This window comes from Vogesella sp. AC12 (assembly GCF_024437575.1).
GTDB lineage: Bacteria > Pseudomonadota > Gammaproteobacteria > Burkholderiales > Chromobacteriaceae > Vogesella > Vogesella indigofera.
Window position 1 is genome coordinate 128,919 of the sequence record NZ_JANFNU010000009.1, and the last position, 7,834, is coordinate 136,752.

Sequence of the window (7,834 nt, forward strand, 5' to 3'; positions counted from 1 at the left end):
AACGGCATACCGCACGCCTTCCGCCGTTATCCGGGAGACGATTCATCGTCCCGCAGCGTGATCTCCACCCGCTCCTTGCCCTTGCCGACGTTCTTGCGTTTCAGTGCGATGCGGCCAACCTCTGCGGTGCGCTGGAGGTGGGTGCCGCCGCACGGCACGCGGCCGTAGCCGGCGATTTCCCAGTAGCGACGCTCGCTCGCCGCATCGGCAAAGGCGCTGGTGATGGGCAGGTTGGCCGCAATCAGCGCATCGATGCGGGTCTGCAGTGCCGGCAGCTGCGCGCTGATCGGCTGCGGCAGCGCGAAGTCGATGCGCGCCTTGTGCTCGCCGATGTGGGCACCGATCTTCTCCACGCCGGCCAGCGTCTGGCAGATGGTTTCCAGTACCAGCTCGGCGGCGAAGTGCAGCCGCATCAGACGATAGCGGCGCGGCCAGTCGATGCGCACCGTCACCGCGTCACCGGCTTGCAGGCTGTGGCCGGCGGCCAGGGTGTAGACGATGTCGCGGCCGAGTTTTTCCGCCTGCAGCACCGGCAGGTCGGCGATGCTGCCGCTGTCGCTCTCCTGGCCGCCGCTCTCGGCGTAGAAGATGGTGGCCTGCAGCGTGACGCGCGCGCCGTCCACCGTGGCGACCTGCGTGGCCAGCTCGCACCGGTACGGGTCGTCCCAGAAGGTTTTGTGCGTCATGGCTGGGCGTGCCCACCGGCCAGGCGCTGGTAGATGTCCGGTTCCACCTTTTCCATGATGCGTTGCGGCGCGCCCAGCGCGGCAAAGCCGTACTGCGCGTACAGGCCGTGGGCGTCGGCGGTGGCCAGCATGAAGCGGCGCAGGTTCTGCAGCTGCGGATGGGCCTGGATGTAGCTCATCAGCGCCTTGCCCACGCCCTGGCCACGCACGCTGTCCAGCACGAACACGTCGCCGAGGTAGGCGAAGGTGGCGAAATCGCTGATCACGCGCGCAAACGCCACCTGCCGGCCGTGTTCGTCGTAGCCGCCAATGCACAGCGAGCCGTCCAGCGAGCGCTCGAAGATGTCGCGCGGCAGGCCGCGCGCCCAGTAGGATTCGCCGCTCAGGTAGCGGTACACCATGTCGCGGTCCAGTCGCTGCTTGTCGGTATCGAATGTGATGGCCATGTCTGTCTCCGGTAGCAGCCTGTCACGCTACTGCCGGCTGGCCGTGGCGGCAAGCGCGGTGGGCAGAACACTGTGTGAAGCAGCCTGCCAAAAGCAATGCGGCCAACCTTGCCTCAAGGTTGGCCGCATGTGGTTGCCGTGCGCCGGTTTACGCCTGCTGCAGGCGGCGTTGCTTCCAGTAGCTGAGCAGCCCGGCGCCGGAGTACAGCGCCAGAGCGCTCCAGATCAGCGCGAAGCCGATGGCGCGGTCGTTGCCGAACGGCTCGTTATACAGCCATACCCCCAGCAGCAGCTGGATGGTGGGGCCGAGGTACTGGATCAGGCCGACGGTGGCCAGTTTCAGCCGTCGCGCACCGCTGGCGAACAGCAGCAGCGGAATGGCCGTCACCACCCCGGCGCCGAGCAGCAGCAGGTCGGTGGCGGTGCCCTGCTGGCCAAAGGCACCCTGCCCCTGCCAGTTGAACCATAGCAACGCGATGGCGGCCAGCGGCGTCATCAGGAAGGTCTCCAGCGCCAGGCCTTCCAGCGAGGGCAGCGTCGCCTTTTTGCGCAGCAGGCCGTAAATGCCGAAGCTGCCGGCCAGACTCAGTGAAATCCATGGCGGGCTGCCGGCGGTCAGCGTCAGCCAGCCCACCCCCAGTGTCGCGAAGGCAACGGCGGCAGCCTGCGGCCGCGTCAGCCGCTCGCCGAGAAACAGCCGTCCCAGCAGTACGTTGACCAGCGGATTGATGAAGTAGCCGAGGCTGGCCTCCACCACGCGGCCTTCGTTGACCGCCCAGATATAGATCAGCCAGTTCAGCGACAGCATCAGCGACGATACCGCAAAGATCGCCACCCGCCGCGGATCGCGCAGTGCGGCGAGCAGCCAGCCCCAGTTGCGCTGCAGCAGCAGGATCAGCGCCACGAACACGGCCGACCACACGATGCGGTGGCACAGGATCTGCAAGGCCGGCACGTCGTGCAGCGGCTTCCAGTACAGCGGGAACAGGCCCCAGATGAAAAAGGCACCGACGGCATACAGCACGCCGCGCGAGGTTTCCTGACGGGAGGTAGACATGGGAGGCACCGCAAAGGTTGGCCGCAGGCCGGCTTGTGGCCGGTAGCGGCAGGGTCAAGGGTGCACTCTACCGCCCGCCGACTGTCTACTCAATGGCGGGGGCGGAACGCTGTGTTCTGCCGCCGCGGCCGGCCGCGCATGCTGCACTGGCACATAAGCCGCACCGGGCGTGGTGAAACGACAATTATGTTGACGTTTACGTTTACGTCACCTAGTCTGCGCCCAGTAGTCCGGCCGCCATCTGCGCGCGCCGGGCACGGCCACAAAAAGACGCCACAGGCGCTACAACTAGAGATAGAGATTGCCAGCAAGCGCCGCTCACAAGGCCGGCCTCGCCCCGTTGCCACAAGCACAGAGAATGATGGAGGAGAAACCATGTCGATTCGCCATGTCGCACTGGAAGACAAATACACGGCAGCTACCGGACAGGTATTGCTGAACGGCATCCAGGCGCTGGTGCGCCTGCCGATGATGCAGCAGGAGCGCGACCGCGCCGCCGGCCTCAATACCGCCGGCTACGTCACCGGCTACCGCGGCTCGCCGCTGGGCAACGTCGACCAGACCATGCAGAAGGCGGAGAAATACCTCAAGGCGCACAATGTGGTGTTTCACCCCGGTCTCAACGAGGACCTCGCCGCCACCGCGGTATGGGGCACGCAGCAGGTCAACATGTTCGACGGCGCCAAGTACGAAGGTGTGTATGCGTTGTGGTATGGCAAGGGCCCCGGCGTCGACCGTTCCGGCGACGTGATCAAGCACGGCAACGTGGCCGGCACCAGCAAGCACGGCGGCGTACTGCTGATCTGCGGCGACGACCACGCCGCCAAATCCTCCACCTTCCCGCACCAGTCCGACCACATCCTGGCTGCCAGCATGATCCCGGTGCTGTCGCCGTCCGGCGTGCAGGAGGTGATCGACTACGGCCTGCACGGCTGGGCGATGAGCCGCTACTCCGGCTGCTGGGTGTCGATCAAGGCGATCACCGACACCATCGAAAGCTCGGCGGTGGTCGACATCAGCCCGGATCGCGTCAACTGCGTGATCCCCGACGACTTCCCGCTGCCGGCCGACGGCCTGTCCATCCGCTGGCCGGACACCCCGCTGGCGCAGGAAAAGCGCGTGCTGCACCACCGCCTGTACGCGGCGCTGGCCTACGCCCGTGTCAACAAGCTCAACCACGTGACGCTGGATTCGCCGAAGGCGCGGCTGGGCATCATCACCTGTGGCAAGTCCTATCTCGACGTGATGCAGGCGCTGGACGACCTCGGCATCGACGAGGCGCTGGCCGCCGACATCGGCCTGCGCATCTTCAAGGTCGGCATGGTGTGGCCGCTGGAGCCGGAAGGCGTTCGCGAATTCGCGCAGGGCCTGGACGAGATCCTGGTGATCGAGGAAAAACGCCAGATCATCGAATACCAGCTGAAGGAACAGCTGTACAACTGGCGCGACGACGTGCGCCCGCGCGTGGTGGGCAAGTTCGCCGAGAAAGGCGAATGGGCGCTGCCGCACGGCGACTGGCTGCTGCCGGCCGCCGGCGAGCTGACCCCAGCGATGATCGCGCGCGCCATCGCCAGCCGGCTGGCCAACATCTTCGACAGCCCGGTGATCCACGACCGCCTGAAGTTCTACGATGACAAGGAAGCGCAGCTGGTGCAGCCGCGCGAGGCGATCAACCGCATCCCGCACTACTGCTCCGGCTGTCCGCACAATACGTCGACCAAGGTGCCGGAAGGCAGCCGCGCGGTGGCCGGCATCGGCTGCCACTACATGGCGCACTGGATCGAGGGCGACAGCACCAAGACCTTTACCCAGATGGGCGGCGAAGGCATCACCTGGCTGGGTCAGGCGCCGTTCACCACCACCAAGCACATCTTCACCAACCTCGGTGACGGCACCTACTTCCACTCCGGCCTGCTGGCGATCCGCGCCGCGGTGGCCGGCAAGGTCAACATCACTTACAAGATCCTGTACAACGACGCGGTGGCGATGACCGGCGGCCAGCACGTCGACGGCTATCTCGACGTGCCGATGATCACCCGCCAGGTGCACGCGGAAGGGGTTGGCCGCATCGTGATCACCAGCGACGATCCGGACAAGTACCGCACCGCGCACGGGCTGAAGGAAGGCCTGGCGCCGGGGGTGGAAGTGTTCCACCGCCGCGAGCTGGATCGCATCCAGAAAGAGCTGCGCGAGCTGGAAGGCGTCACCATCCTGATCCACGACCAGACCTGTGCCGCCGAGAAGCGCCGCCGCCGCAAGCGTGGCGAATTCCCTGACCCGGACCGCCGCATCTTCATCAACGAGCGCGTGTGCGAGGGCTGCGGCGACTGCAGCAAGAAATCCGGCTGCCTGTCGGTGCTGCCAGTGGAAACCGCGCTCGGCCGCAAGCGCAAGATCGACCAGAGCAGCTGCAACAAGGACTACAGCTGCGTCGAGGGCTTCTGCCCCAGCTTTGTCAGCGTCTCCGGCGCCAAGCTGAAAAAGTCCGGCGGTAACAAGGCCGGCCTCGACCATATGGGTGTACTGCCGGAACCACGGCTGCCGGTGCTGCACGAGCCGTACGGCATCATGATTACCGGCGTCGGCGGTACCGGCGTGGTCACCATCGGCCAGGTGCTGGCGATGGCCGCCCACCTCGACAACAAGGGCATCACCGTGCTGGACATGGCCGGCCTCGCGCAGAAAGGCGGCTCGGTGTGGTCGCACGTGCGCATTGCCGACAGCCAGGACAAGCTGCACGCGGTGCGTATCGCCGCCGGCGACGCCAACCTGGTGCTGGGCTGCGACCTGGTGGTGACCGCCGCCGAGGAAGCGCTGGCCAAGATGCGCGAAGGCTTCAGCCACGTGGTGGTCAACAGCTACGAATCGCCGACCAGCGCCTTCCTGAAGAACCCGGACGTGCGTTTCCCGGCGCGGGCGATGAAGGACGCGATCATCGAATCGGTCGGCGGCAGCCACTTTGCCGAGGTCAACGCCACCCGCATCGCCACCGCGCTGATGGGCGACGGCATTGCGGCCAACATGTTCATGCTCGGCTACGCCTGGCAGCAGGGGCTGGTGCCGGTGTCGCTGGAAGCGATCATGGCCGCCGTCGAGTTGAACGGCGCCGCGGTGAAGTTCAACCAGGATGCCTTTACCTGGGGCCGTCACGCCGCGCACGACCTGCAGCGCGTGGAAACGCTGGTGTCGCCGTCGGCGGTGGTGCAATTCGTTCCACGTGAAACGGTGGACGGCGTGCTGCACCATCGCAGCAAGGAACTGGTCGCCTACCAGGACGAAAAACTGGCCGAGCGCTACAAGGCGCTGGTGGCCAGAGTACAGGCCGCCGAAGAGCTGGCCCGTCCCGGCAGCAGCGCGCTGGCGCTGGCGGTGGCGAAGAACTACTACCACCTGCTGGCCTACAAGGACGAGTACGAAGTGGCGCGGCTGTACAGCGACGGCGTGTTCCAGCGCGAGCTGGCGGCGCAGTTCGACGGCGACCTGAAGCTGACCTTCCACTTCGGCGCCAGCTGGATGACCGGCCACCAGCCGCGCAAGATCAACCTCGGCCAGTGGGCACTGAAGGCAATGGCCATCATCGCCCACGGCAAGCGCCTGCGCGGCACCGCGCTGGATCCGTTCGGCTATCAGGCCGACCGCAAGCTGGAGCGGCAACTGATAGTCGAGTTCGAGACGCTGGTGGACGAGCTGTGCGGCAAGCTGACCGCGGCCAACCTGGTCACCGCCACCGAGATGGTCAAGCAGTACGAAGGCATTCGCGGCTTCGGCCATGTCAAGGACGCCGGCCTCGCCAGCGCCCGCGGCAAGCTGGCGGAACTGCGGCAGGCGTTCGAGGCGTTACCGCACACCGGCAAGGGTGCGGTGGCGTAACGGGCAATGTTTGAGGGTGTTTGAGCGGGCCGCTGGCCCGCTTTTTTTATGGCGCGGCCCGCCTCCAATCCCGCGCAGCAGTACTGGCGCAAGCTGCCGGCCTTCTTGTCGACGGCAAGCAACATGGCGAAAAGCGGGCCACGCTCCGGCCTGTTACTCGTCCGGCATTAACGACAAATGCGTAATTCTTTGGCATAATTCGGGGCTTTGTCCCGCTCCGGAGCCGCTGCCATGACCCTTCCCGACCTGCTCGCCAGCTTCGCCTCCGCCTTCAACCAGGACCAGCGCCTGCTCACCCTGCAACTGGGCGACGGTAGCCGCTGGGACGAGGCGCTGCTGCCGCTGGCCTTGAGCGGCGACGAGGCGCTGGCCGGCGATTACCGCTTCCGTGTCGAGTGCCTGTCGGCGGATGACGGCATCGAATTGAAGTCACTGCTGGGGCTGCCGGTGCGGCTCGGCATCGCCGGCGCCGACGGCCGCGAATCGCTGCGCTGCGGCGTGGTCAGCGCAGCCGAGACGCTGGGCAGCGACGGTGGCTTTGCCCGCTACGCACTCACCATCGAACCGCCGTTTGCGCTGCTGCGCCTGCGCCAGACCTCGCGCGTGTTCCAGGATGTATCTGTGGACGCCATCGTGCGGCAGCTCTTTGCCGAGCACGCGGCGGCCAACCCGCTGTTCGCCGCGGTGCAGGAGCTGGACTTCGCGCTGGCCGGCCCGCTGCCCAGTCGCAGCTACTGCCTGCAGTACCGCGAATCCGACCACGACTTCATCTGCCGCCTGCTGCGCGAGGAAGGGCTCAGTTGGCGTTACGAGCACCTGAGTGGCGTGACCGAGCGAGGTAGCGCAGCGTCGCGAGGGAATATCCCGCAGGTCAAGCTGCTGGCCTTCGACGACCCGTACAGCCTGCCTGCGGCCAACCTTGAGCGCGTGCGCTTCCACCGCAGCGATGCGACCGAAGAAGAGGATGGCCTCACCCGCTGGGACGGTGCGCGGCAGATCGTCAGCGGCAGCGTGGCGCTGGCGACTTACGACTACCAGCCGGTGGCCACCGGCCACAGCGGCGACGAGACCGCGATCGAGCAGGGGCTGGATGGTGCCCGCCTGCAATCCAGCCTGCAGCACTACGACGCCCCCGGCGCCTACTACGCCAGCGATGCCGAGCAGCTATCGCACTACGCGCGGCTGCGGCAGCAGGCGCACGATGCGCAGGCCAAGACCTTCAGCGGCGGCGGGGTGGTACGCGGCCTGACCGCCGGGCAGTGGTTCCGCCTCGACGACCACCCGGCGCACCAGTGGGACGCACCCGAGCAGCGCGAATTCGTGGTTACCCGCCAGCGGCTTGCCGTGCGCAACAACCTGCCGGCCGAGCTGGCCCGCAGCCTGCCTGCGGCCCTGCGGCCAACGTTGGCCGCAGGCGACGAAACTGGCAACGACGCGCCGTTCCGCAGCGAGTTCGACGCCCAGCGCCGCGGCCTGCCGCTCACCCCGACCTACGCCGCCACCCGTCACGCCAAGCCCACCGCGCGCGGTGCGCAGACCGCCACCGTGGTCGGCCCCGCCAACGAAGAAGTGCACACCGACGCCCACGGCCGCATCAAGGTGCAGTTCCACTGGCAGCGCCCGGACGAGCACCCGGACAGCGGGGCCAACCTTGACGAACGCTCCAGCTGCTGGCTGCGGGTGGCGATGCCCAGCGCTGGCGCCGGCTGGGGCCACCAGTTCATCCCGCGCCTCGGCCAGGAAGTGCTGGTCGACTTCATCGAAGGCGACATCGA

At 66.9% G+C, this 7,834-nt stretch carries 5 protein-coding genes; 2 read left to right on the forward strand and 3 right to left on the reverse strand.

What is annotated here, in order from left to right; all coding sequences use genetic code 11:
* Positions 1 to 26 precede the first annotated feature (26 nt).
* From NOM55_RS13670 to rarD, 3 genes are all read right to left on the reverse strand, one after another.
* A complete protein-coding gene (locus NOM55_RS13670; RefSeq protein ID WP_255909064.1) occupies positions 27 to 686 on the reverse strand; it encodes an alanyl-tRNA editing protein in 660 nt (219 codons plus the stop codon).
* On the reverse strand, positions 683 to 1,132 hold the full coding sequence (locus NOM55_RS13675) for a GNAT family N-acetyltransferase (protein ID WP_255909066.1): 450 nt from the start codon (positions 1,130 to 1,132) through the stop codon (positions 683 to 685). Before NOM55_RS13675 ends, NOM55_RS13670 begins: the two co-directional genes overlap by 4 nt.
* A gap of 148 nt (positions 1,133 to 1,280) precedes the next feature.
* On the reverse strand, positions 1,281 to 2,189 hold the full coding sequence (gene rarD, locus NOM55_RS13680; protein WP_047967633.1) for an EamA family transporter RarD: 909 nt from the start codon (positions 2,187 to 2,189) through the stop codon (positions 1,281 to 1,283).
* 375 nt (positions 2,190 to 2,564) lie between these two features.
* Between rarD and NOM55_RS13685 the strand changes: the two genes are divergently transcribed.
* Both NOM55_RS13685 and NOM55_RS13690 read left to right on the forward strand, forming a co-directional pair.
* Positions 2,565 to 6,059 carry an indolepyruvate ferredoxin oxidoreductase family protein gene (locus NOM55_RS13685; RefSeq protein ID WP_255909068.1) on the forward strand — a complete coding sequence of 1,165 codons (3,495 nt, stop codon included), beginning with the start codon at positions 2,565 to 2,567 and terminating at the stop codon, positions 6,057 to 6,059.
* 231 nt (positions 6,060 to 6,290) lie between these two features.
* Positions 6,291 to 7,834 (forward strand): type VI secretion system Vgr family protein (locus tag NOM55_RS13690; RefSeq protein ID WP_255909070.1); only part of this gene is annotated, 1,544 nt, incomplete at its 3' end.